Here is a 23,097-nt window from a genome sequence, read left to right as displayed (position 1 = left end):
ATTTTAGATATGGCTACAAAAATGCCACTTCCAATTTCAAAAGAGCTTCTTTAAGTTCATCAGTTGTTTTATCTTCTTTGTCCCAAGTTACATGGTATATTCTGCTTTGATATTTAATATTTTTAATTCGTGAAAAAACTTTATTTAGAGGATCTTTTTCTAAAAGTCCCAGCATTATAAAATCTCGTTCAGGAGAATTTTTCAGCAGTTGTACTATCATTTCATATGCCAGTTCAATATTGTTATCCTTTACCATTATTCCCATAGAAGTATAGTCAGCAGAATGATTTTCTTTTGGAAATGAAGGATATTTTAAAAGTCTTGTAGGAAATTTTGAAATATACTTATATACTCCTGAATAATTTTTTATTACATATTCCTTGTATTCTTGCTGATTGAGGAGATATCCAATTCCTAGTAACTGAGAATTTTCATAGATACCATAAAAATCTGCATTTTTTAAATCATTGCTGCTCAATGAAGGATATGTCAAATTATATTTTTGAGCTTCTTTTATATAAAATTCCTCAGCTTGAGAAAAATCACATTTAGCTACTTGATAATTTGCTATTTTAAAATTTCCTGTTTTACAGAAATATACAGTGTAAGTATCAAGAAATCTATATTCAGGCATATTTTTATGTCTTTTTTCCAGTAAAAGAAGAGCTGCTACATTTTCTTTAAGAATAGAACTGTAATAAAAATCAACATGAGCTTTAGTTTCTTCATAGAGAAATCTGTATATTTCAGGAATACATAGAACTCTTCTTTGATATTCAGGGATGACTTTCAATCCTGTAAGATACCCTGCTCTTCTAATTTCTCCATTTACAAAGGCAGGTCTTATTATACATCCACCCATTCCCACAGCTTCGCCATGTTCTTTTTCCCTAAGAATATACATAAAAGCTTCAGTTCCCTCTTTTTCAAAAGAAGCAAGGGGGTCTTTTCCTCTTAGATATTGTACCTCTATTCCTCCTCGAAAACTTCCGCTTTTCATAATTTTTTCTATATCAGCAGCATCTTTTTTCTCTGCTCTTGTCAAAGTAAATCTTTTATTTTGGAAACTCATCTAAATTCCTCCCAATAGGTACATTCATTTTTTGATCAATTTCACTGTTTATACGTAAATTCATTATCCAAAAGAGGCTCCATAGCATAGGGCTGCTGTGCTTCATAGATTGTAATCCTCTTTTAACTACAGTTTTGAAGGAAGCAAATTCCTTTCTTGCATCTCGACAAGCTTTGCTTAGCTCTTCAGGACTCATTTGTTTAGGTTTAAATGCTAACTCACCATAGTTATAATTTTCCTCCAACCACCATTTGTCATAAAGCAGTCTATTATCTTTTTTCAATCTATCATAAAGTTTTGTTCCAGGAAAGGGAAGCAGATGATTGAATGCTGCTGTATAAAAATTGTGTTTTTTAGAAAATTCAACAGCTTTTTTGATAGTATCTTGAGTATCACCATCATATCCAAAAACAAAGGTAGCATAAATTCCTATTCCTGCATTATGTATCCTTTGGACAAGTTCATCTCGTTCAGTTTTCATAATGTTCACAGCTTTATTCATTTGCTTGAGGTTATCTGTATTTAAACTTTCAAAACCTATCAATATTATTTCACAGCCGCTTTTCTTCATTGCAGCAAGAAGTTCCTTGTCTCTTGCCATATTTAAGGTTCCTTGTCCAGCCCATTTTATTTTCAAAGGTTCTAGTTTTTTGAAAAGCTCCATAGCATTTTTTCTATCTGCAACCAGATTATCATCTACTAAAAAATGATACTTATGCTTAGAGTTTTTTATATCTCTTATTATATCATCATGAGGTCTGGGATAATAGTGGAATTTATAATAGCCAGCTATAGCACAGAACTCACAGCTATTGCAGCACCCACGACCTGTTTCCACAAGAGATACAGGTACATATTTTTTTCCTTTAAATATACTTTTATCAGGTTGGATATGAAGATAAGCTGTTTCACCTTCATATTTTTTCTTTAGAGTGTGATTGGAGCAATCTTTTATCACTTCACTCCATACCATCTCTGCATTTCCTGTGATGATACAATCAGCATATTCTTCAGCTTCTTCAGGTATTAAAGTTACATGATATCCACCTAGAATTACTTTTGTTCCTTTTTCTCTGAATTTTTTTGCTATCTCATAACTTCTTTTAGCTGTGTAAGTTTCTACAGGAATCACTACAATGTCAGCTGTGTCATTGTAATTTATAAGTTCAATTCTGTCATCATAGAGAACAGTTTCTATATCTGAAGGTGTGAGAGATTTTAATACTGCTATGGTGAGAGGTTCCATCTTCCATGTTCCTATGTATTTCTCTCCTTTTTTCTTTCCAATAGCAGGAACAATAAATATTATCTTCATCTGCCATTTCCTCCTTCTATTGAAGGTATATCTGAGTTATCACACATAACCTCTTTAGTAAAATATTCATATTTTTTTGCGTAGTTTCTGTATCCAAAATTTAAAGGGAGAGAGAGCCATGGGTTGTGTTTGAAAGGGGCTAGCCTCTTTAAAATATTTTTTGTTTTGTATGTCTCATTCCAAGCCCATGCTGTTCCTTCTTCCAACTGCTCCTTTGTCATTTTGTTAGGCTGAAATACACAGTGCTCTACATCATACATTGCCCAATTATGTTCTATTATTCTTCCCTGTTTTTCCAATTCAATATAGAAATTTGTTTTTGGAAAGGGAGTAAGTATGCTGTATCTTGGAAGATCAATCTTAGATTCTATAACAGCCTCCACTGTTCTTTCAAAAACAGATATATCCTCTTCATCTCCTCCAAAGGCAAAACATCCCTGCACAAGTATTCCAGTATCATGGAGTCTCTTCATAAGTTCTGAATACCCAGACACATTATTTATTCCTTTATTGACATATTTTTGAGAGTCTTGAGAGATGGACTCAAAACCTATAAGGAGGCCTTTGCACCCACTTTTATGAAAAATATCTATCAGTTCATCATCTATTCCCACAGCTGAAGTTGCAAGTCCCAGCCAATATTTTTTTAGAGGAATCATTTCTCTGAAGAGCTCAATTGCATACTCTCTGTCTGCTATGAGATTTACATCTGGAAAAAGAACTATCTTTGAATTAAGAGTTTCTATTTCTTCTATTACCTCTCTTACAGGACGTTTATATATTTTTTTTCCAAAAGCTGCTGGATAAGCACAAAAAGTGCATGGAAGAGAGCAGCCTCTTACAGCTTCTATTGTACTTTTTGTTATATACCCTTTTTTTAGTAAGTCTCTTCTGGGTAGAGGTTTTCCTGCTACAGTGAATTCATCACTTTGTGCATAGAGTCTTTTTAAATGTCCCAGTTTAAAATCCATTATCATCTGGGGAAATGTAAATTCTGAAAATCCTGTCATAACAACATCTGCATGTTTCAGAGACTCTTCTGGCATAAGAGAAGGATGTACTCCACCAAGAACAGTTTTTATTCCTCTGCTCCTAAAATAATCTGAGTATGCATAACACCTTTGAGCTGTTCCTGTGATACAGGTAATGACAATGAGGTCAGCCACTACATTCAAAGGTATTTTTTCTGATGATTCATCAAATATTTCTACATCTGCATCTATCTCTGCTGGTATCAAAGATGCTAGTGTTGTAAGAGTAAGAGGTGCATAGTGAAGGACTTTTCCAAAATTTCCATTATATCTGTGCATAGCTCCAGCTGGAGCTAAGAAAACTATTCTCATTTTTCCTCCTTTTGTAAATATCCTGTATATACATTTTCCCATCCATTTTTCTGAGACAATATTTTTAATTTTATATTTCCTAGTCGCTGCCCGTTTTTTAGGCAATATTCTATATATTCCTTTTCAGGTTCTCCTGTAAGTCTAAATATTTCAATTTCTTTCAATTGTCCCAGTTTTCTACAGTAGTCATAATGGAAGTTTTTTCTGAACATCTCATCTATCTTCTTATTAGAAATTTCATAGCTGCTCTTGAGATAGAGCCTGTATCTATCTTTTTCAGGTGTCAGCATAAAATATTGTGCCTCTAATTTTTTATATATTGTTCCTGCAAATTCTTCACTTATTTTCTCTCCAAAGAGATCAGAAACAGCTCCTTTTCTTCCAGAAAATCTAATGATAGGATGTCCATTTTTCACAGATATAACAGTAATTATATCTCCTATACAGTATCTGTATAATCCGCCACTTGTAGTGAGTACCACTTCATAATTTTTTCCAGCTATTAACTGAGAAGCAAGTTTTATATCTCCTGTTTCTCTTTCTATAAATTCAAAAAAATGAGAATAATAGCTTATCCTGCTTCCTTCTTTATCTCCAATGGGAAAAGAAAGAAATCCTTCAGTAGCAAGAATTCCTTTTGGCTGTATCAATACCTTTTTAAAGATTTTCTTAATATCTTCCATATAATGAATTGCATTTCCATCACCCCAACAACTGATGACTTTCAGGTTCTTCCATATTTTGGAATAATTATCTTCAAAAAGGAATTTTTCAATTTTTTTTCTTCTTTTTATTGAGATTTTTTTTAAAAGCTTTTCCCTATTTTCTTTTATATATTGTAAAAGCAATAGTAAAAATGAAGGATTCCATACAGATATAAGAGTGAGATTTTCTGTTTTCAGAAGTTTTAAAGCTGTCTTCCAGTAAAATACCTCTATATCTCTTTCTAGCTTTATATCTTTTGGATAAGCAAATATTATATTCATTAGATATTTTTCTATTTTTCCAAAATATTCACTATCTTCTTCAAAACCAATGGGAACATTTCCAGATGTATATTTTTTTTCAGTAGTCACAGGTGTGACAGACCAATAACTTTTTCCTTTTTTTATTTCAGGGTAACTGATGTATAATGAATATATCCAAGGCTTGATTCCTGCTTGAAATTCTTTTTTCAATCCTTCAGTGTAAGGAATAAGCTTACTGGCTGTCATAGAACCGCTTGTAAGTTCTAGAAGTTTTACATCTTCCATAGTAAGAATATGTTTCTTTCCTCTTTTTATCTGTTCTATATATTTTAAATAATCTTCGTAGATAGTGAGAGGAACTTTATTTTTATACTCTTCATAATTTTTTATTTCACTGAAGTTATATTTTTTCCCATAGAGGGAATTCATATTTTTCATCAATATTTCTTTGAGTTTTCCTTCCTGAACCCCTTTAATATTTTTACAATTTATATATCTTTTATATTCTTTTTTATAGAGGAAGCAAAGCATTGTATTTACAAGCCAGTATATCATTTCTCTCTCTCCAGTGACAGCAGAGATTTTACTCCTTCTAATAAATTTTCTTTATTGAGCTTTGTGATACATACCATATCATTTCCTTTAGAATACTGAGGATTCCTCTTTTGAAAAAATTTTATATCTCTGTCTTTCAATCTTTTCTCTGTAATATCTGCAATTCCCTCTTTCAGTTTATCTTTTGTTTTTTTGTATTCTATAATTCCAGTATTTTTATTATATTCTCCAGGATAGAAATTTTCTCCAAAACTGTCCATTATATTTTTTATTTCAAGAGGTATTTCTGTAAGGCAGTTTGGATAAAATTCCTTAAAAAAAGTTGGAAGGATTTTATATGTTTTATACCCTTTCACAATAAGAAACCAGTAAAAATTCTCATATTTTTCTCCAATGTCAAAAAAGAAATCTGCAAATACTCTAAATAGTTCAAGGCTTCCCCAACTACTTTTATGTATTATAGTATCTCCTGAAAATATTCCGTATATCTTTTTTTCTTCAATAGAAAAATTTATTATCTTCTGTGTGGAAAATCCTTTTATATTTTCTTTCTCATCTCTTAATACTATGCAATATTTTTTGTCATAGAGATCTTTAAAAAAAGCTTTTTTCTCCATATTATCATAATATTCTGTCATAAGTTTATACATCTCATCAATATCTTTTTTATCAAGTTTATCTATCTCAACAATTTCTCCCTTTAGTTTCATATGGTCTCCTCTATTTATTTCCAAATTTCATTCCCTGTTTTTTATATACTTCTTTTCTGAAAAGTGGATTGTAGATAAGATATGTAAAAAATCTGTATGGTGTTCTCATATTTGTTTTGAAGTCAAAAGCTCTGCTGAATATGGAAAGAGGACTGTTAAATTCTTTACGACACCAAAAGGAAACTTCTGTCAATTCATCAGGTGTCATATTTTTAGGAAGAATAGCTGCATAATTGAATCTATACTCGTCATGAAGCCACCATTTTCCATCATAGAGAAGTCTTCCTTCTTCTTTTAGTTTTTCATAAAGAGGTGTTCCTGGATAGGGCATTAAAATATTATATGCTGCAAAACAAAATTTATTTTCAATAGCAAATCTACAGGTTTCCTTTATACTTTCTACAGTATCTTCATCATGTCCTACTGTGAATGCTGCCCATGTTTGAAGTCCCCATTTTCTTAATATTTCTATCTCTCTTTTGTACTTATCAAATTTTTTTTGCCTATTAGAACCCTTGTTCATATTTTTAAGATTTTCTTCATTTATTGATTCAAATCCTATTACTAGTCCCAGACATCCACTTTTTACCATGAGTTCCATTAATTCATCATCATAAAGCATATCCATACTGCCTTGACTTACCCATTTTATTTTTAATGGTATTAATGCTCTGAATAGATCCTTTGCTTTTTGAAAATTTGCTATTATATTATCATCCACAAAAAAAATCAGCTTTCTTTTCTGACTTTTTATTTCTGTGACCACATCTTCCACTCTTCTACAGAAATGTTTATTTTTAAAATATGCACTTGAAGCACAGAAGTTACATCTATATTTACACCCTCTGGAAAATTGTATAAGGGTTATAGGAAGATATCCCTTTCCTTCAAAAATATCTCTTCTTGTGATGATATTTTCTTGAGGTATAGGAAGTTGCTTTCCTTTATATCTTTTCTTTAGTTTTCCAATTTTTAAATCTTCTGTCATTTCTTTCCATACAGATTCAGCATCCCCCACTATGATAGAATCACAATATTCCTGTACTTCATCAGGTATCAGCATCACATGCATTCCTCCCATAAGTGTTTTTACTCCTCTGCTTCTATATTCTTCAGCTATTTCATAAGCACGCCTTGCAGTAAAAGTTTCCACTGTAAGTACTGCTAAGTCGGTATATTCATCATAGGGTATCCGTTCCATTCTGTCATCATACATCACTACATCTATATCTTTTGGTGTGAGGGCAGCAAGTATTCCTAGTTGAAGAGGCTCCATCCTTCCTTCATCTACATAAAGACTATCCCCTTTTTTTCCTATATTAGGTTTTATCAAGGTTATTTTCATTCCATCTTCCCCCTAGTATCCTCCCTTGTTTTTGATGAATTTCTCTTCTGGAAACTATATTTACCAAAAGATATATCCACATATTTTTAAAAGAAAGATGAAGTTTGTTTCTTATCAGTCTTTTAAATATATTCTTTACACTATAAAATTCAAAACGAGCATCTTTACACAGATTTTTTAAATCTTCAGGTGACATCCCAGCAGGTTGATATACAGTATCCCCATAGCAATATTCTTCCTCCAGCCACCATTTTTTATATAATAACCTCTGAGATTTATCCAGCCTTTCATAAAGTTTTGTTCCAGGCATGGGGATTAGAGGATTAAAGTTTGCTACTGTAAAATTATGTCTGTGAGCAAAACTTATTGTTTCTCTTACATTTTCCAAAGTATCATAGTCATATCCAAATATAAAAGTACCATATATAAGTAAACCATGTTTATATATGTTTTCGATTGCTCTGTCATAATCTTTTACTGTAAGATTTGCTTTTTTGTTCATCTGTTGAAGATTGAGAGTGTTCAGAGATTCAAAGCCTATTAATACTAGAAAACAACCACTTTCCTGCATTTTTTTTAGAATATCATCTTGAAAGGCTATATCCATACTTATTTGACATGCCCATCTTTTTTTCAGTGGCTTTACTATCTGGAGAAATTTTAAAAAACTTTCTCTGTCATAAAGGAGATTATCATCAATAAAAAATATTATTTTTTCTTTAAAATTTTTCAGCTCCTTCTCTATTATATCCCACTTCTTTTGCTTTACATTTCCTTTATACATTGATTTTATGGAGCAGAAATCACAGTCAAATTTACATCCTCTGGAAAACTGAACTACTCCTATTGGTTGATATTTTTTTTCTTTAAAAGCTCTGTGATAGTAATCTATATATCCAAGTTCTTTGCTGAATTCAGATATATATTTTTTTTTTAATTCTCCTTTCATATAGTCTTCAATCATTTTTTTCCATGTATCTTCAGCATCTCCTACTAAAACACAATCACAATATAATCCACTTTCTTCTGGCATCACAGTAGAATGAAATCCTCCTATAACAGTAATATTATTATCTTTTTTATATTTCTTAGCCAAAATATATGCTCTTTTAATAGAAAAGGTTTCTGCTGAAAAAACAATTATATCTGAGTCTATTTTTTCAGGGAGTGGTTCTATTCTGTCATCAAAAAATATCATTTCCACCCTTTTAGGTGTAAGACTGTCAAGTATAGGAAATATGAGGGGCTTCATTGCATCATTGCTGTTTTCTTCAAACATATTTACTCTTATCACTGTTATCTTCATTTTAATCTTCCTGTATTCCTAGATATTTAAATCCTATATTTGCCCCAAGAAGTATAATTTTTTCTATGAGAGTTTTATTTGAAGAATTCTTTATCCTGTACCATATATTTTTAAATGTGTAAGTTTTTTTCCACACCTCTTTGTAGATTTCGTCTAGTCTATTCATAGACATATTTTTAGGAAGAAAAATTGTATTGTTTTGTGTGTATTTAGACCAATCTTTTATAATTATTCTTCCATCACTATCCATTTTTTTATATAATTCAGAATTTGGTAAAGGTGTTAAGATGGCAAATCTTGCCATATCTACTCCCAAATAATTTATCTTTTCAGGGAGTGTCAGTAGGTCTTCTTCAGTATCGCCATCCATTCCTAAAACAAAGCAGCCATTTACTGCTATATTGTATTTATGGGCTCTTTCTACACACTCTTTATATCTTTCTACATTAAAAAACTTTTTATTCACTCCTTTAAGTGTTTCTTCTTTGAGAGACTCAAATCCTATAAGAATACCTGAACAACCACTTTTTTGAGCAGCCTCCATGAGTTCATCATCAAAAGGAGCATCAGCTGTACCATTTCCTGCCCATTTTATCTTCAATTTTTCCAGTTCTTTCATAAGCTTTAAAGAGTATTCCTTAGGATAAAAGAAATTTGGATCAAAAAAAATTATTTTATTACTTTTCAGGCTTTTTATCTCTTCAATTACATTTTCTACTGGTCTGGGATTGCTTTTCCACATTTCACTTATAGCACAAAAACTGCACTTGTTGTTACAGCCTCTATCAGCTATTACAGGGGGTATTTTCATATATCTTCTGCTTTTTATCACATCTCTTGGAATTACTTTTATTTTGCTCATATCTATATTCTGATTATCATATATTTTTTGGGGTTCTCCTTTTAGATAATCATAAAAAAAATTAGGAAGAGATATTTCTCCAGCTCCTATTATTATAGTATTACAGTGTTTTGATGCCTCTTCAGGTATGGCAGTGGTATGATATCCCCCCATTACAATATATGCACCTCTTTTTTTAAATTCCTCTGAATGAATATATGCTTGTTTACTAGATGAAGTGTCAAAAGATATTATTACAATATCATATTTTTTCTTATTATAATCTACTTTGTAAGATATTTCATCACAAACATCTACTTCTGTTTTTATATCTTTTGGTACTAATGATACCAGTGTAGGCAGAGTAAGTGATGGATATGTCATCAATTTGGAAAATATTCCTCTATATGCTTTTTCTGTTTTATTCCATGCATGTATGAAAAGTATTTTTAAAATATCAATCCCTCCCTTAATAATTCTTATTTCTATTATAGTATATTTTTTCTATAAAAATAAGGAGCAATATTTTTAGATAAAATCAACGGATGAGGATGTCTTTATTAAAAATATGTGTATAACAATATTATTTGACTATAATTATTATAAAAAAAATAAATAATTTTGTTATTAATTGAGATTTTTTTATTGTAAATTTTCTAAAGAATAGGGTCAAGATAATTTATAAACCAAATATAACTTTAGAGTTTTTGCAGTAGAAAAGTGAATTTTGAGAAAAGAAAATATTTTATTTCAAAGCTTAATAAATATCTTATTTTTATTGACATTTCATATATATTATGATATACTTTACCGTAGATTACGCTTGGAAAGGGTCATCAGCAACCCTAGGCCAGCGATTGCAATACTTTTGGAGGTGTTAAAATGTACGCAGTTATAAAAACTGGTGGTAAACAGTACAAAGTAGCAGAAGGTGATGTATTAAGAGTAGAGAAATTAAATGCTGAAGTTAACGCAACTGTAGAATTAACTGAAGTTCTTTTAGTAGCTAATGGAGAAACTGTAAAAGTTGGAACTCCTGTAGTTGATGGAGCTAAAGTTGTAGCAGAAGTAGTGGCTCAAGGTAAAGGCACTAAAGTTGTTAACTTCAAATACAAGCCAAAAACAGGATACCACAGAAAAAAAGGTCACAGACAGTTATTTACTGAGATCAAAGTTACTTCAATCAACGCTTAATTAAATTATGACAAGAGTTGAAATTTTTAGAAAAAATGGTAGAATTGTGGGATACAAAGCTACTGGTCATTCGAACTATGCTGAATATGGAGAAGATATAGTATGTGCAGCACTGTCTATGGCATTACAAATGCCTTTAGGGGGAATGCAAGACGTTCTTGAGCTGATACCTAAATATGATATAAATTCTGATGGATATCTTAGAGTAGATATGAGAGGAATGGAGAATAAAGGTAAAGAAAGGGAACTAGATACTCTTTTAGAAAGCATGGCTTTAATGGTTAAAAATTTATCAAAGGAATATCCTAAAAATGTAAAGCTTGTAGAGAAGGAGGAAAAATAGATGCAATTTACTTTAAATATACAATTATTTGCACATAAAAAAGGGCAAGGTTCTGTTAAAAACGGAAGAGACTCAAATCCTAAATATCTTGGAATCAAAAAATATGATGGAGAAGTTGTTAAGGCTGGAAACATCATAGTTAGACAAAGAGGAACTGCTATTCATGCAGGAAATAATATGGGAGTTGGAAAAGACCATACTTTATTTGCTCTAATTGATGGATATGTAAAATTTGAAAGACTTGGAAAAGACAAAAAACAAGTTTCAATTTACTCTGAAAAATAATAGTATTTAATGAAAATATTGAGAAGCTGGAGAAATCAAGCCTTCTCATTTTTTTATTTAAAAAATAAGAAAATTGAAATAAAACTAGAGTGAAAATTTTAATGTATTATATATTTAAAATGATAAAAAGGAAGTCTAATATATCAGACTTCCTATAATGATATTATTTAATCTAAAATATTGTTTCCATTGGTAGTTATCACTTCTTTATACCATTCAAATGACTTTTTTTTATATCTTTTATAGCTTCCATTTCCATCATCATCTAAATCTACATAGATAAATCCATAACGCTTACTCATTTGGCAAGTTGACATACTTATTAAATCAATGCAACCCCATGGAGTATATCCCATTACCCTTACTCCCTCTTCTATTGCTTCAGCAATAGCTGAAATATGCTCCTTAAAATATTGAATACGATAATCATCCTGAATACTTCCATCAGCTTCTATAGTATCATTGTATCCCAACCCATTTTCTACTATGAATAAAGGTTTTTCATATCTGTCATACAAGTCAATCAATGAAGTTGTTAACCCTGTAGGATCAATTTGCCAGTCCCACTCTGTTATATCCAGATATGGATTTTTAACACTGCTACTTATATTTCCACTTACTCTTTCTTTTCCCTCTTCATTTATACTTGAAATTTTGCTCATATAATAACTGAATGCTACATAGTCAACAGTATATTTTTTTAAGATTTCTTCATCTTCTTTTTCAAAATGGATTGTAATGTTATTCCTTTCCCATTCATTTTTTATGTGTTGTGGATAAGCACCTCTTACCTGAACATCTGAATAAAAATTATTTTTTCTATTATCCTTTAAGGCTAATAAAACATTTTGAGGATGGCAATTTTCAGGATAAGACAATGTTTTAGTAATCATACATCCCATCTTAGCTTCTGGTATTATCTCATACAGATATTTTGTTGCTAATGCGCTTGCCACAAATTGATGATGTAACGATTGATATACAACTTCTTCAAATTTATCTTTTGGAAATCTGTCAGGAACCATTCCTAATGTTGTAAAAGGGTGTCTGAATACGCTATCAATTTCATTAAATGTAAGCCAATATTTTACCAACCCCTTATATCTTGTATAAACTGTTTTACAAAATTTTAAAAATAGCTCTATTATTTCACGTTGATACCATCCTTGGAAATTATTGCAGATATATAGTGGAAGTTCATAGTGATGTAATGTTACAAGTGGTTCTATATTTCTTTTTTTCATTTCTTTGAAAAGTTCTTCATAAAATTTTAATCCTGCTTCATTTGCTTCTTCTTCCATTCCTGTTGGGTATATTCTTGTCCACTGAATAGATACCCTAAGTGTTTTAAAACCCATTTCTTGAAATAAGTCCAAATCCTCTTTATAGTGATGATAAAAATCTATTCCATGTCTCTTTGGATATTCAATAGTATCATTTGTAGCCATTGCACGTTCAATATCTTCACTTTTAATTTCATGAAGTGATTTATAATCTTTTTTATTAACATTCTTTTTTAATCTAGTACAATCTGCAATAGATATTCCTTTTCCATCTATATTCCAAGCTCCTTCACATTGATTCGCTGCAGTAGCTCCTCCCCACAAAAAATCTGCTGGAAAAATATTTTTTTTCACAAAATTACCTCCTAATTTAAATTAAGTATAAATTTTAAAGATTCAATAAATTTATTTTGTCATGCTCAAAAACTTAAAGTTAGAGTTATTTAAATTTTATTGATTTTTAATAGCTGATCTGATTATTAAAATATCATTATTTTGTTTTACTTCACCTAGATTTAATACTTCTATATCAGAATATTCTTCACTATTAGAAATTACCATCATTGTAGTTGTATCATATCCTGCTTTTATTATTTTTTCTATATCAAATTCTATCAAGATATCTCCTGCTTTTACTTTCTGCCCATCCCTTACCTTTTTTACAAATCCTTCTCCATTCATTTCAACTGTATTAATTCCAATGTGCATCAGTATCTCTGCTTCTTTATCAGTTACCATCCCTACTGCATGTCCTGTGACAAATACAGTTGAAATTTCTCCATCAGCTGGTGCATAAAGTATCCCTTTTTGGGGTATGATTCCCACTCCTTTTCCAATATATTCTGATGCAAAAGCTTCATCTTTTACTTTGCTGAGTTTTATTGCTTCCCCCTCAATACAAGATTTAATAATTATATCTTCAGCTTCATTTTCAGTATTACTGCTATTTTTTTCATGAATTTCTGTATCATCTTTTTCATCTATTCCTAAAAAGAAAGTTATTACTGCTGTTATTATAAATGCAAGCGTAATTCCTATAACATAATATATAAATGTTTCTCCTAAAAATGCAGGTAAGGTAGTCAATGCTGGAAATACATAAACGATAGCTTTAGTATGCATCATTCCCATAAATCCACCTGCTATCGCTCCACCTATTACTTGAGCTATAAAAGGTTTCTTATATTTTAAAGAAATTCCATACACAATTGGCTCTGTAATTCCTCCCAGTAAAGCTGGAATTGTAGCAGAAAGCGCGTATGCTTTATTCTCTTTATTTTTTGCCTTCAAAAATACTCCAAATGCAGCTCCTGCACTGGCAAATGTTGCTGCTGCTATCATAGGACGTATTACATCATAACCATATGTTGAAATATTATTTATCATAATAGGGACAACACCCCACTGAACTCCCAACATTACAAGAAAAGTCCAGCCAGCTCCAATAACGGCTCCTGTTAATAGCCCATTTTTTACACTTAAAAAATTAACTAAATTACCTACTTGATCTGCAAGGTATACACCAATTGGTCCAATTACAATAACAGTAAGAGGTACCATTATGAGAAGAGCAACAAATGAAAGAGCAAATAATTCTATATTTTTAGGAATAAATTTTTTTAAAATCTTTTCTAATTTAGAATAAATCAAAATAGAAACAATGGCAGGAACCAGACTTCCAGAATATCCTATCAATACTACTGGAATTCCTAAAAATGATGTTATATCACCTGGTTTTGACATAAGTTTTGTAAAATTTGGCTCCATTAATGTTGCCACTATTGCTAGTGCTATATATGGATTGCATTTAAAAGCTTTTGCAGAAGAATAAGCTAAAAATAATGGTAAAAAGTAAAATACACTGTTTCCAGCTGCTGCCAAAATCTTGTATGTTCCTCCACCTGTATCTAATATTCCTAATGTTGTTGTAAGAATAACAAGAAGAGCTTTTATCATTCCAGCTCCTGCTAGAGCAATAACAATTGGGTTTAAAATTGCTGACATCATATTTAAAGCTCGTGTAAATATAGTTCCGCTTTTTTTCTCTTCTTTTGCTTCTGTTTCTCCTATTGAATATTGTTTTTGAATTGCATTAAAAATATCTTCTACAGCATTTCCTACTACTACTTGAAATTGACCATTTCCTTTTACTATTGAAATTACTCCCTTAAGTTTTGATAAACTATTTTCATCAGTTTTTATTTCATCTTTCAGTTTAAATCTTAATCTAGTTACACAATGAGTCAAATTTGCTATATTATCCTCTCCACCAATAAGAAATACAATCTCTTTTGCTAATTGGTCATAATTTTGTTTCGCCATGTTATAACCTCCATAATATTTTACTTTTTGAATTTATAGCCATATCATAGCATACTTTTTTATCAGTATTTAAAAGTTCGTTTTTTGGAAACTATATGCTATTAATAATTAAAAAATAAAAATAGTGTATTATTTAATTCGATATAATACACTATTTCTATAAAACTATTTATTTTTTATTAATTGACGATATTTATTTACAATATGATCATTTATCAAAGGATAAATTATAGAATGACTTTGAATTTCTGAATTATGATGGAAGGCTATGCAATTATCAATACCAGAATAATTTTTCATCCCTTCATTTCCAGTTATCAAAACAATCTTTGCTTTTGTTCTTGAATAATCTTTTTCTTCTTGAAATTCAGATAGTTGATATTTTTTCAGATAAAATCCAGAGTTAGAATATATAATTATTAATGTTTCTTCATCTGCTCTCCTAATAAATGTATCTTGTTTCACATCATCTAAATTTGTAATTAAAAATTTACCACTATAAGCTAATTTCATTTGTAGATCAATAGCTCCAATTTCTGAAAACAGCAAACCAAAACTTGCAACTTTTTTGTAACGAATGAGATATTGTGCCAGTTTTTCTATATTTTTTAAATTTTCCTCTCCATTTAATGAATCTATATCCTGCTGAATACATTTTAAATATGAGCTGTAGCCATATTTTTCTATATATTCAGCTATATTTTGATTATAATTTAAATTATAACCATATCTATTTTCCTTGAAGGAAGCTGAAGCTTTAAAATCTGCATAGTCTTCAAAATTTAAAATCCTGATAAATTTAGAAATTGTAGACTTTGACACATTACATAATTTTGCTACTTCTCCAATAGAAAGCTTATGCAATGAATGAAAATTCATTAATAATGTCATTGCAATGTGATAATTTGTAGAATCTAAATCATTATCATTCAACATGATTAAAAGTCTATTTAATAAATTCCCCATATTATTCCTCCAATATATTTCCATATTGTTATAATAAAAATTTAATGATTTAATAAAGTATAAATTATATTTTATATTATGTCAAGAAATGCTAGATTACCTTACTCTTGCTAATAATAAAACTAAAGTTATAAGATGGAGAAGTCAACATTTATATTGGAGAGCCTAAAGTCCTCTGCAATTTTTAGTGTGGTATTTTGTAGTATGTAGAAATATATTTTTGTATTGGTATATTTAGGAGAATAAGAAAAAAAGTATGTAAAGTTTTAATAATATATATCTTTAATGAAAAGATTATTGAAGAAAGTATTTTGCTCTTGAATATAAAAAATAGGTGTTGGTACTAAAAAGGTTCCAACACCAAAAGATTATATGACTTTAAATAATTTTAATAATTAGGGTTCATTATTTTAGCAGTACGTTCTAGAATATCTAATCCCTGCTGTTTCAGCCAAAATGGAATATCTATAAATACCCAATTTTCAGCTAATTTATTTCCTTCACGAGAATATACATCGACAACTTGCATATCAGCACGAACTTTTCCACCAGGTAAACCTAAAAATCCACCTATTGGAGTATTTGAGAGATTAGGCCATCCAAAGAAACAAGCAAAATTTCCTTCGGCAAATCTGCAAACATGTCCATTGAATACTTTGTCTGTTAAACTGCTTCTAAATGGGAGAGAATGTTGTTGAATATATCTGGGAATTGTATAACTAGCTCCGATTCCAGCAGGGCCATACCAAATCATTCTTTTAGACCAAGATGGTTCTAGTATATCCGGAGTGATTCCCATTGCTCCACTTTTATTTAATACTGATAAGTCATCTACCATTTTATTTACTAATGCCAGTGTATCAATTCCTTCCTGTTCAGGAACATCTTCAAATAAAAGACCATTATGATTTCTAGGACCAGGGTATACAAAATATTGTCCAGTTGATGGGGGAAGTGGATTTATCCCTGCTTGCTGCATAAATCCTATTAAATCAATAAACATTCCAGTTTTTGAGATTTTTCCATTTTCAATACAATTAAATTCAGCATATCTTAAACTTATTATTTTTCCAGTAGGTTTTATTCCAAGCCATTCCTTATCGAAAAGTCCCATTAAATGTCCCATACTCATTACCCATATTTCTCCACTGATTTCATTAGTTCCACCAATGAATATATCTTGTCGTCTTTGAAGATTGTTAACAGATGTCATGAGCGGAATCCAAAATTTCTTTGCAACTATACTAGTTCCATCATTTTCATTAATATAATCACGGAATGGATATACTCCTCTCCAACTATAATTTTCATCTGTGTGTTCTTTTAATATTGCTTCAACTGTTTCAATTGTAGCATTTTCCATAGCTTCAAAATAATTTCTAACTATTTTTTTTGCTTCTTGGTATTTAGCCATTTTATATCCTCCTTGAAATATTATATGATATTCTATTATTTTTTTAATTTACTAGTTAAAGTTTCTGGAAGCGATAACCAGATAAATCCAGCAATGGTAAATATAATAGGTGCTCCCCACATTGCTGTTTGTAAGTTTGAGATACTTCTAACCCATACAACTATTGAAGGAGCAAATAGAGCTATTATTCTTCCAGCATGAAATAATGAAGCTCCCATACTTCTTAAATGATCAGGAAATAATTCTGTAAAATATCCACCCCAAATAGCACTTGATGATAATCCCAAGCCATAAAGAAATCCAAAGAGAGAAAGTATTCTAGCATTTGTTGGTGCAATAAAATAACAACAAATCATTAAACTTGATAGAATAAATCCAACACCTGCAAATTTTCTTCCAAATTTATCTGCAAATGTTCCCCAGAAGTATGCTCCAAGCCAAGAACCTGTAGAAGTAGCAGTAAATATAAATCCCATAGTTGTTGCATCAAATAATCTTACTTCTCTAAGATAAACAGTTACAAATCCACTAAAAAATTGATAACCAATAAAGTTTAAACCTGATAAAAGCATACAAGAAATTGTGAATCTTATGTATTTTGAACTAAACATTTCACCCCAAGTTCCTTTTTTTATTTCTCTTATTGTTTCAGAATTATTATTTTCTTCTTTTCCAAAAGGAATGACCTTTTTTTCATCTGGAACAAAAAATATCATTAAAATAGCTGAAACTACTGGTGCAATTCCTCCTGCTGCTAATATCATTTCCCAATGTTTTTCACCAAGAAAAGCAGCATATGTTCCCATTACCATTAATGCAATAGAAAAAGTACTTGAAGCAATAGCTGCTACTTTTGCTCTTACTTTGCCAGTAAATAATCCAACCATTATTGAGACAGCTACTGTGAAATATCCACCTAGAGAAATTCCAATTATAAATCTCATAATCATCCATATTGGAAAACTTGCTGTTCCCATATTTATAAGTGTTCCTACACCATTTAACAGTGTAATTATTATAAGGGGTTTTTTTCTTCCAAAATTTTCAGCAAACCATGCACAAGTAAAAGCTCCAATCAAAGCTCCTAAAGATTGAGCAGTGTAGAATAAAGCTGTCTGATTTAGTGTCATTCCATAAAATTCTACTAAAAATGGTCTAACATAATCAATTACTGAAAAGTTATAGCAGTAAAAAAAATAGCCAATAAGAATTACTAAATAAGCAGTAATTCTTTTGAAAAGTGATAGTTCACTCATATGAATAGTCTTGTTTTCCATATAATCCTCCCATGATTTTATTTGTTTTTTATTATTGTTACTTCACCATTGTTTCCATTTATTTTTATATAATCTCCAGTTTTTATAAGCGTAAATGGATCTTTTTCTAAGTCAGTGATAGCTGGAATCTTCATTACAATTATTCCCAAGCATAATTTAGGAGTGAGTTCAGTAAAGATTATACCTGCTGGAGTAGTTTTTCTTAATCTACATATATGAAAAGTATTAGCCCAACCTGATGAACCTTTAGCACCGCGAAAAATAAGTATTTTATCTTTTAAACATTTTCCATAAAGTTCATGAAATTTATCAATGACAATACCTGTATCAGGATTGACTCCTCCCCAACCAGAAAGATTTTCTTGAGTTACAATAGCTTCACCTTCAGCCATTCCTCTGTATACACTTCGGCCTTTTAATTTAATTTTCATTGAATACACCTTCCCATTTTCCAGAAATAGCTCCAGAAATACAATTATTTAATGTACCATACCAGCATTTGCAATTCATAAGATTAGTTAAATAATATGCTTGTTTAATTGAATTTGTTGCTATATTTTTTACATTATTAGGAACTAAGCCAGCAATTGCAGGACAAATATCTGTTAATAGTTCTGCTCCAAAACTCTGAATTACTTCAGTATATCCCTGTCTGTCACATAAGCCTTTGATAGAATAAGGAATTAATATCCACATTTTTACATTTCTATTTATTTTTTTATTTTTTATTTTATCAACAATTTCTGAAACTTGAATTAGAGAAGCATGGGGACATCCAATAATTATAAAATCTATTTTTTTATCTTTGGAAGATGAATTTATTTTTTTATAGATATCTTCTAAATTTTTTTCTTTAATTTCTGTGTAATTATTAGGATGTTTATAACCTAAAGCTTCTTCTAAAGTATCAGCTTCTGGAGTAACCCCTACAATATGATATAATTCTACTCCTCCAGAAGCTGCAAGTGCAGCTCCAAAATGTTTTAGGTCTTCAAAACTAGGTCTTTTTTCCAAACCAGTAATGACAGGTATTTTTTCTTGCACAATTTCTCCAATACAATATCCAAGTAATCCATAATCAAATTCTGAGTCTATTTTGGTTTTTATATTAATATGGTGAGTAGCATATCTATTTTCTTTTATATGGAGACCCCAATATGGAACTCTTCCAACCAAAGAAGCTGCACCTGTACTTTCAAGGCTTTCTGTATTTGTTCTAGCTCCAAAAACAGAATTAGCCATTACAACAGCAGAAGACTCCATCCAAGCTAAATGTTCCCCATACATTGGGATAAATCCAGATAAATATGGGGCACATGTATACAGACACTGCATTCCTAATTTCTTTACATACTCTTCATTAACATCGCAATATTTTTTTACATCGTCACTAATATGAAGTTCATCTATTTTATGGGGATCTAAAAGATTAATCAGGGTTGCAGTTGGAACACAAACTTTAGTAACTTTAACTTTTTCAGAACTATTTAATTTATATTCGCAAAAAATTTTCTCTATATCGTAATTATTTTGTTTTAAATCTTCTAGTATATTTTTAGAAGATCCTAAGCCTCCTGTAACAGATTTTATCTCTATTAATCTTTCAGCTCCTAAAGCAACTGCATACTCTACAATAAACTCCATTGCTTTTTGTTTATCTTTTCCATATCTTCCATTTAATAAATCTTGCTCATAATATGTAAGTTTGACCATAACAATTCTCCTTTTAATTTTTTGGTAACGTTTGCAAAATATTTTATAAAATAAATATATAATTTTTTCACTTAAAAGTCAATGAAAAGTTTTAAAAAAATATTTTTTTGAAACAAAAAATATAAAAAATTGACATTTTTTTAAAAAAATGGTAAATTTTTATTAGGAAATATATTTGTGCAAATGTTTGTAAAAGGAGAAAAATATGGGATGTACTTTAAAAGATATAGCTAAAATAACTGGCTTAAGTGTTTCAACTGTTTCAAGGGCGCTAAATGATAGTCCTTTGATTAAGGATAAAACTAAACTTAAAATAAAGAAAATTGCAGAGAGTATGAATTTTGAATTCAATATTAATGCTAGAAGTTTAATAAAAAGTAAAACTAATACTATTGGAATAGTTTTTGGGAATAATTATTATAATTCTAAAACAAAAACTTTTTATTCAATTTTTGAAAGATACTTAATAGATAATATAGAAAAAAATGGTTTTGAAGCTTTGATTCAGTCTTCAGCTAATGCTTACACTGGAAATAGTAATATTAAAAAAATTGTGAATGGACAGAAAGTTGATGCTATTTTAATTGTGACAAGAGATATTACAGATGAAGATATTGAAGTTTTAGAAAATTCAAAAATTCCTTTTGCTTTTTTATATTACCCAACAAATAAAAGAGAATTTATAAAACGAACTTTTATAATTGATAATGAAAAAAGCGGAGCTCTTGCAGCTAAATACTTCAATAAAAAAGGATTAAAAAATATTTTAACAATTACTAAAAAAACTGATATAGAAACCAATTATACAGATAGAACAAAAGGATTTTTGCAGGAAGCAAAAGCTTTAAAACTGAATGTAGATATTTCCTATAATGGAATTACTTTTGAAGAAGGTTATAACTTTATACTTAATAATATAGATTTTATAGATAAATATGATGGAATATTTTGTCAACAAGATTATTGTGCATTGGGTATTATTAAAGGGCTCAATGAAAAAAATATTAAAATTCCTGACAAAATTTCTATTCTTGGTCATGATGATTTTGAAGAAATAATAAATATGTTTTCACCTAGACTTTCAACTATCAAGCAACCATTTGAAGAATTGTGTTTAAATGCGATTAGTTATTTAATGGGAGAAATAAAGAATGAAAATGTATCTGTTAAAAGGAGTTTGAAAGCAGCTATAATAGAAAGAGAGAGCTGAGAGGAAGGAGAACTATGTTAAAAAGTTTAGATTTTGTAATTATAGGGATATATATCTTGGTTTTACTTTTTATAGGTTATGTATCTGGAAAAGATAGCAAGACTTCTGATGAATTTTTTGTTGCCAATAGACAAATGAGTTGGATTCCAGTAGCATTATCTATAGCAGCTACTACAATAAGTGCTAATGGATTTATAGGAGGTCCAGGATGGGCTTATTCTGTTGGCATAGTTCCATTTATGATAAATATAGCTGTTCCTTTTGCTTGTTTTTTTGCAATATGGATAGTAGTACCAATTATTTATCATCTTAAAATTATTTCGATTTATGAATATATAAATTTAAGATTTGGAGAAAGAACAAAATTACTTCTTGTTTTTCATTTTTTTATTAATTCTATAATTCAGGTAAGCTCAATGGTTTTTATTCCTTCTTTATTTCTTGTAATTATAACTGGGTGGCCTTTGAAAATTATTGTTCCAATAATAGTTATTTGTTCAATTGCCTATACTGCAATGGGTGGAATAAAAGCAGTTATATGGACAGATGTTTTTCAAATGATTATTATTTGGGGAAGTGTATTGTTAATTATATATATCGCATTTGATCAACTTGGAATTTCATTTATTAAGTTTGTACAAATAACTAAAATGTCAGGGAAATTAGATGCATTAAATTTTGATTTTTCTTTAAGGAGTAATAATAATTTTTGGGGAACTCTTTTAGGTGGAAGCATTATGTGGATCAGATATTTCGCTTTTGATCAAACACAAGTACAACGAATTTTAACTGCAAATTCAATAAAAACTGTAAAAAGATCCCTTTTAACAAGTGCAGTAGTAATGAATATAATATACTTTTTTATGCTTTTTATAGGAATCATTCTATTTTTCTTTTATAGAGGAAAGGTATTTAATAACTCTAATGAAATCATGATAAATTTTATATTAGAAGAAATTCCAATAGGTTTTTTAGGTTTAACAATTGCTGGTATATTTGCTTCTGTTATGTCAAGTGTTGACTCAATACTAAATTCAATGACAACAATTTTTATAAAAGATATTTATGAAGTTTATTTTAAAAAAGAAAAAAAGGCATCTACACCTAAGATAATTTCTATATCAACATCTTTAATCTTTGGAATTTTAATTATTATTTTTGTAATTATTGGTTTTGGAGACTCAATAAGATCAGTTCTTGAAACAGTTGGAACTTATATTTCTTATCTTGTTGGGCCTGCTTGTGCTGTATTTATTTTAGGATTTTTTTCAAGAAGAATTGATGATAATGGAGTTAGTTTAGGATTGGTACTGGGATTGGTACTAGGATTTATTATTTCTAAAATTTTAAATACAGGATGGATATGGAATCCATTTATTGGATTTATACTAACTTGTGTATTAAGTTGTATTTATAATATCTTTATTCCAAATTTAAAATTAGAAAAAAATAAATATACAATATATGAAATTATAAATGAAATAAAAAGAGATGAAAAGGAAAATGAGGAAGAAGTTTCTCTTCTTCCTTGCTGTTTAGATTTTTATGCAATTTCCACATTGGTATTTTTTATTTTTCAATATATCATATTATTTGTTATAAGATAAAGAAAAGATAGATTGATATAAAAATTAA

At 29.7% G+C, this 23,097-nt stretch carries 20 protein-coding genes; 5 read left to right on the top strand and 15 right to left on the bottom strand.

Annotated features, from left to right (window positions below):
* Nucleotides 1-13: 13 nt before the first annotated feature.
* From E6771_RS02775 to E6771_RS02740, 8 genes are read right to left on the bottom strand one after another with little or no spacing between them, the layout of a single operon-like run.
* Nucleotides 14-1,072, bottom strand: a complete 1,059-nt coding sequence (locus E6771_RS02775; RefSeq protein ID WP_316089535.1) for a hypothetical protein — start codon at nucleotides 1,070-1,072, stop codon at nucleotides 14-16.
* The gene (locus E6771_RS02770) at nucleotides 1,056-2,387 is read right to left on the bottom strand and encodes a radical SAM protein (protein WP_316089534.1); all 1,332 of its coding nucleotides are present in this window, start codon (nucleotides 2,385-2,387) and stop codon (nucleotides 1,056-1,058) included. Before E6771_RS02770 ends, E6771_RS02775 begins: the two co-directional genes overlap by 17 nt.
* Nucleotides 2,384-3,730, bottom strand: coding sequence for a B12-binding domain-containing radical SAM protein (locus E6771_RS02765; RefSeq protein WP_316089533.1), 1,347 nt, complete (start codon nucleotides 3,728-3,730; stop codon nucleotides 2,384-2,386). Before E6771_RS02765 ends, E6771_RS02770 begins: the two co-directional genes overlap by 4 nt.
* Nucleotides 3,727-5,253, bottom strand: a complete 1,527-nt coding sequence (locus E6771_RS02760) for a GH3 auxin-responsive promoter family protein (RefSeq protein ID WP_316089532.1) — start codon at nucleotides 5,251-5,253, stop codon at nucleotides 3,727-3,729. The genes E6771_RS02765 and E6771_RS02760 overlap by 4 nt, the downstream gene beginning before the upstream one ends.
* Complete coding sequence (locus E6771_RS02755) at nucleotides 5,250-5,963, bottom strand: hypothetical protein (RefSeq protein WP_316089531.1); 714 nt, start codon at nucleotides 5,961-5,963, stop codon at nucleotides 5,250-5,252. The genes E6771_RS02760 and E6771_RS02755 overlap by 4 nt, the downstream gene beginning before the upstream one ends.
* Nucleotides 5,964-5,973: 10 nt before the next feature.
* The gene (locus E6771_RS02750) at nucleotides 5,974-7,308 is read right to left on the bottom strand and encodes a radical SAM protein (protein ID WP_316089530.1); all 1,335 of its coding nucleotides are present in this window, start codon (nucleotides 7,306-7,308) and stop codon (nucleotides 5,974-5,976) included.
* Nucleotides 7,283-8,614 (bottom strand): radical SAM protein, encoded by a 1,332-nt coding sequence (locus tag E6771_RS02745; RefSeq protein ID WP_316089529.1) that lies wholly within the window; start codon nucleotides 8,612-8,614, stop codon nucleotides 7,283-7,285. The genes E6771_RS02750 and E6771_RS02745 overlap by 26 nt, the downstream gene beginning before the upstream one ends.
* Nucleotide 8,615: 1 nt before the next feature.
* Entirely contained in the window at nucleotides 8,616-9,839 is a 1,224-nt protein-coding gene (locus tag E6771_RS02740; protein ID WP_316089528.1) for a radical SAM protein, read from the bottom strand.
* Nucleotides 9,840-10,337: 498 nt separating this feature from the next.
* Here E6771_RS02740 and rplU point away from each other — a divergent pair, with 498 nt between their 5' ends.
* The 3 genes from rplU to rpmA are packed head-to-tail and all read left to right on the top strand — an operon-like array spanning nucleotide 10,338 to nucleotide 11,277.
* Nucleotides 10,338-10,649: a 50S ribosomal protein L21 gene (rplU, locus tag E6771_RS02735; RefSeq protein ID WP_316089526.1), complete on the top strand. Its 312-nt coding sequence runs from the start codon at nucleotides 10,338-10,340 to the stop codon at nucleotides 10,647-10,649.
* 7 nt (nucleotides 10,650-10,656) lie between these two features.
* Entirely contained in the window at nucleotides 10,657-10,992 is a 336-nt protein-coding gene (locus tag E6771_RS02730; RefSeq protein ID WP_316089525.1) for a ribosomal-processing cysteine protease Prp, read from the top strand.
* Entirely contained in the window at nucleotides 10,993-11,277 is a 285-nt protein-coding gene (rpmA, locus tag E6771_RS02725) for a 50S ribosomal protein L27 (RefSeq protein WP_005978935.1), read from the top strand.
* A 167-nt stretch (nucleotides 11,278-11,444) separates the two neighbouring features.
* Here the strand turns inward: rpmA and E6771_RS02720 are convergent, their stop codons facing one another.
* The 7 genes from E6771_RS02720 to E6771_RS02690 all read right to left on the bottom strand — a co-directional run bounded on the left by E6771_RS02720 (nucleotide 11,445) and on the right by E6771_RS02690 (nucleotide 20,252).
* On the bottom strand, nucleotides 11,445-12,914 hold the full coding sequence (locus tag E6771_RS02720; RefSeq protein WP_316089524.1) for a glycoside hydrolase family 1 protein: 1,470 nt from the start codon (nucleotides 12,912-12,914) through the stop codon (nucleotides 11,445-11,447).
* Nucleotides 12,915-13,010: 96 nt separating this feature from the next.
* Entirely contained in the window at nucleotides 13,011-14,882 is a 1,872-nt protein-coding gene (locus E6771_RS02715) for a beta-glucoside-specific PTS transporter subunit IIABC (protein ID WP_316089523.1), read from the bottom strand.
* Nucleotides 14,883-15,047: 165 nt separating this feature from the next.
* Nucleotides 15,048-15,848 (bottom strand): MurR/RpiR family transcriptional regulator, encoded by an 801-nt coding sequence (locus E6771_RS02710; RefSeq protein WP_316089522.1) that lies wholly within the window; start codon nucleotides 15,846-15,848, stop codon nucleotides 15,048-15,050.
* A gap of 388 nt (nucleotides 15,849-16,236) precedes the next feature.
* Nucleotides 16,237-17,262: a nuclear transport factor 2 family protein gene (locus tag E6771_RS02705; protein ID WP_316089521.1), complete on the bottom strand. Its 1,026-nt coding sequence runs from the start codon at nucleotides 17,260-17,262 to the stop codon at nucleotides 16,237-16,239.
* Nucleotides 17,263-17,297: 35 nt separating this feature from the next.
* Nucleotides 17,298-18,539 (bottom strand): MFS transporter, encoded by a 1,242-nt coding sequence (locus E6771_RS02700; RefSeq protein WP_316089520.1) that lies wholly within the window; start codon nucleotides 18,537-18,539, stop codon nucleotides 17,298-17,300.
* A gap of 17 nt (nucleotides 18,540-18,556) precedes the next feature.
* A complete protein-coding gene (locus tag E6771_RS02695; protein WP_316089519.1) occupies nucleotides 18,557-18,970 on the bottom strand; it encodes an aconitase X swivel domain-containing protein in 414 nt (137 codons plus the stop codon).
* Nucleotides 18,960-20,252 (bottom strand): aconitase X catalytic domain-containing protein, encoded by a 1,293-nt coding sequence (locus E6771_RS02690; protein WP_316089518.1) that lies wholly within the window; start codon nucleotides 20,250-20,252, stop codon nucleotides 18,960-18,962. The genes E6771_RS02695 and E6771_RS02690 overlap by 11 nt, the downstream gene beginning before the upstream one ends.
* A 205-nt stretch (nucleotides 20,253-20,457) precedes the next feature.
* Here E6771_RS02690 and E6771_RS02685 point away from each other — a divergent pair, with 205 nt between their 5' ends.
* Together E6771_RS02685 and E6771_RS02680 are read left to right on the top strand one after the other, a co-directional pair.
* On the top strand, nucleotides 20,458-21,462 hold the full coding sequence (locus tag E6771_RS02685) for a LacI family DNA-binding transcriptional regulator (RefSeq protein WP_316089517.1): 1,005 nt from the start codon (nucleotides 20,458-20,460) through the stop codon (nucleotides 21,460-21,462).
* A 14-nt stretch (nucleotides 21,463-21,476) separates the two neighbouring features.
* Nucleotides 21,477-23,069, top strand: coding sequence for a sodium:solute symporter family transporter (locus E6771_RS02680; RefSeq protein WP_316089516.1), 1,593 nt, complete (start codon nucleotides 21,477-21,479; stop codon nucleotides 23,067-23,069).
* Nucleotides 23,070-23,097 lie beyond the last annotated feature (28 nt).

It is taken from the genome of Fusobacterium sp., assembly GCF_032477075.1.
GTDB lineage: Bacteria > Fusobacteriota > Fusobacteriia > Fusobacteriales > Fusobacteriaceae > Fusobacterium_A.
This window is presented reverse-complemented; position numbering and strand designations above follow the sequence as displayed.

Excerpts from the sequence above, each read along its gene's own strand:
- E6771_RS02705 (WP_316089521.1), bottom strand. The coding sequence starts at position 17,262 with ATGGCTAAATACCAAGAAGCAAAAAAAATAGTTAGAAATTATTTTGAA.
- E6771_RS02685 (WP_316089517.1), top strand. The coding sequence starts at position 20,458 with ATGGGATGTACTTTAAAAGATATAGCTAAAATAACTGGCTTAAGTGTT.
- E6771_RS02695 (WP_316089519.1), bottom strand. The coding sequence starts at position 18,970 with ATGAAAATTAAATTAAAAGGCCGAAGTGTATACAGAGGAATGGCTGAA.
- E6771_RS02765 (WP_316089533.1), bottom strand. The coding sequence starts at position 3,730 with ATGAGAATAGTTTTCTTAGCTCCAGCTGGAGCTATGCACAGATATAAT.
- E6771_RS02690 (WP_316089518.1), bottom strand. The coding sequence starts at position 20,252 with ATGGTCAAACTTACATATTATGAGCAAGATTTATTAAATGGAAGATAT.
- E6771_RS02730 (WP_316089525.1), top strand. The coding sequence starts at position 10,657 with ATGACAAGAGTTGAAATTTTTAGAAAAAATGGTAGAATTGTGGGATAC.
- E6771_RS02750 (WP_316089530.1), bottom strand. The coding sequence starts at position 7,308 with ATGAAAATAACCTTGATAAAACCTAATATAGGAAAAAAAGGGGATAGT.
- rplU (WP_316089526.1), top strand. The coding sequence starts at position 10,338 with ATGTACGCAGTTATAAAAACTGGTGGTAAACAGTACAAAGTAGCAGAA.
- E6771_RS02770 (WP_316089534.1), bottom strand. The coding sequence starts at position 2,387 with ATGAAGATAATATTTATTGTTCCTGCTATTGGAAAGAAAAAAGGAGAG.
- E6771_RS02760 (WP_316089532.1), bottom strand. The coding sequence starts at position 5,253 with ATGATATACTGGCTTGTAAATACAATGCTTTGCTTCCTCTATAAAAAA.
- rpmA (WP_005978935.1), top strand. The coding sequence starts at position 10,993 with ATGCAATTTACTTTAAATATACAATTATTTGCACATAAAAAAGGGCAA.
- E6771_RS02680 (WP_316089516.1), top strand. The coding sequence starts at position 21,477 with ATGTTAAAAAGTTTAGATTTTGTAATTATAGGGATATATATCTTGGTT.
- E6771_RS02745 (WP_316089529.1), bottom strand. The coding sequence starts at position 8,614 with ATGAAGATAACAGTGATAAGAGTAAATATGTTTGAAGAAAACAGCAAT.
- E6771_RS02740 (WP_316089528.1), bottom strand. The coding sequence starts at position 9,839 with ATGACATATCCATCACTTACTCTGCCTACACTGGTATCATTAGTACCA.
- E6771_RS02700 (WP_316089520.1), bottom strand. The coding sequence starts at position 18,539 with ATGGAAAACAAGACTATTCATATGAGTGAACTATCACTTTTCAAAAGA.
- E6771_RS02775 (WP_316089535.1), bottom strand. The coding sequence starts at position 1,072 with ATGAGTTTCCAAAATAAAAGATTTACTTTGACAAGAGCAGAGAAAAAA.
- E6771_RS02715 (WP_316089523.1), bottom strand. The coding sequence starts at position 14,882 with ATGGCGAAACAAAATTATGACCAATTAGCAAAAGAGATTGTATTTCTT.
- E6771_RS02755 (WP_316089531.1), bottom strand. The coding sequence starts at position 5,963 with ATGAAACTAAAGGGAGAAATTGTTGAGATAGATAAACTTGATAAAAAA.
- E6771_RS02710 (WP_316089522.1), bottom strand. The coding sequence starts at position 15,848 with ATGGGGAATTTATTAAATAGACTTTTAATCATGTTGAATGATAATGAT.